General features: G+C 64.1%; 1 protein-coding gene and 1 CRISPR repeat array. The gene reads right to left on the bottom strand.

Features of this window, described 5'->3' with window-relative positions; all coding sequences use genetic code 11:
* Window positions 1-262 precede the first annotated feature (262 nt).
* Window positions 263-788: direct repeats of the CRISPR family, unit length 30 nt; unit sequence GGGCTCACCCCCGCGTGGCGCGGGGAATTC.
* A 49-nt stretch (window positions 789-837) separates the two neighbouring features.
* On the bottom strand, window positions 838-1,207 hold a 370-nt coding region (locus D9T14_RS13250), incomplete at its 5' end, for an IS1634 family transposase (protein WP_147434132.1).

The following is a 1,207-nucleotide window of genomic DNA, read 5'->3' as shown; positions in this document are numbered from 1 at the left end:
GCTACACCGGACTGGGCATGATCACCCCGGAACGAAAACCAGTCCACGGCGAGCTGACAGAAAACCAGAAACAGTACAACAGAACCATCAACAAGCTACGCGCCCCAGTCGAACGAGCAATCCCCCAGCCTCAAAACCTGGCGAATACTCCACACCGGCTACCGCAGACCCATCCACACCTTCCCACAAACCATCACAACAGTCATCGCACTAGAATTCTACAAAAACAGTTTTGCATAACCCTCCGGATTAAACTGGCCGAGGGCTCACCCCCGCGTGGCGCGGGGAATTCGGGCTTGCCGGTGGCTGCGAGGGCGGCCCAGTCGGCTCACCCCCGCGTGGCGCGGGGAATTCCGACGACTCCGGACCCCGCCAGTCCATCATCAGGGCTCACCCCCGCGTGACGCGGGGAATTCGAGGGTCCAGCCGAGCCTGTCGGGGTCGAGGAGGGCTCACCCCCGCGTGGCGCGGGGAATTCGTGCGCAGCTGCCAGTACCACTCGGCGCGGGCGGGCTCACCCCCGCGTGGCGCGGGGAATTCACGGGCAGGGCCTGGATGGTGGTCAGGGCGCGGGGCTCACCCCCGCGTGGCGCGGGGAATTCCATAGTGGTCCGCGGTGGTGCGGCCCCCGATGGGGCTCACCCCCGCGTGGCGCGGGGAATTCAGGCCAGCCAGTTTCGCCGTGGCCTGCTCGATGGGCTCACCCCCGCGTGGCGCGGGGAATTCATGGTGTCCTCTGGGAAGGTCGATTTCCAGACGGGCTCACCCCCGCGTGGCGCGGGGAATTCTGGAACGCCCCAGGCCAGGCCCGCCGGCTCTGGCCCGACTCGTGCCACTTTAGTGTGGGGGCCAGGTGAGGCCGAGGGTGTCGAGGATGGTTTGGGCTGCGGGTGTGATCTGGTCGTGAGCGGGTAGGGTTTGGCCAGCGATGTTGACGTTCATTTCATGGATTGGCTCGAGTGTTTCGATGATTTTGGCGACGGATTTCCCGGTGATTGTTTGCAAGCGGTGTGAGACGGCGAGTGCGGCCATCACGATGGTGAGGTGGGCTTCGATCGCCTCGCGGGTGTGATGGAAGACCGGGCGGGCTTTCAGGTCGCTCTTCGACATCCTGAAGGATTTCTCGATTAGCCAGAGCTCGTGATAGTCGGCAATGAGTTCTGCCGCGGAGATTCGGGTGGCGGGCATGTTCGTGACGTAGCCTTTC

This window comes from Propionibacterium australiense, assembly GCF_003666605.1.
Classification (GTDB): Bacteria; Actinomycetota; Actinomycetes; order Propionibacteriales; family Propionibacteriaceae; genus Propionibacterium; species Propionibacterium australiense.
This window is presented reverse-complemented; position numbering and strand designations above follow the sequence as displayed.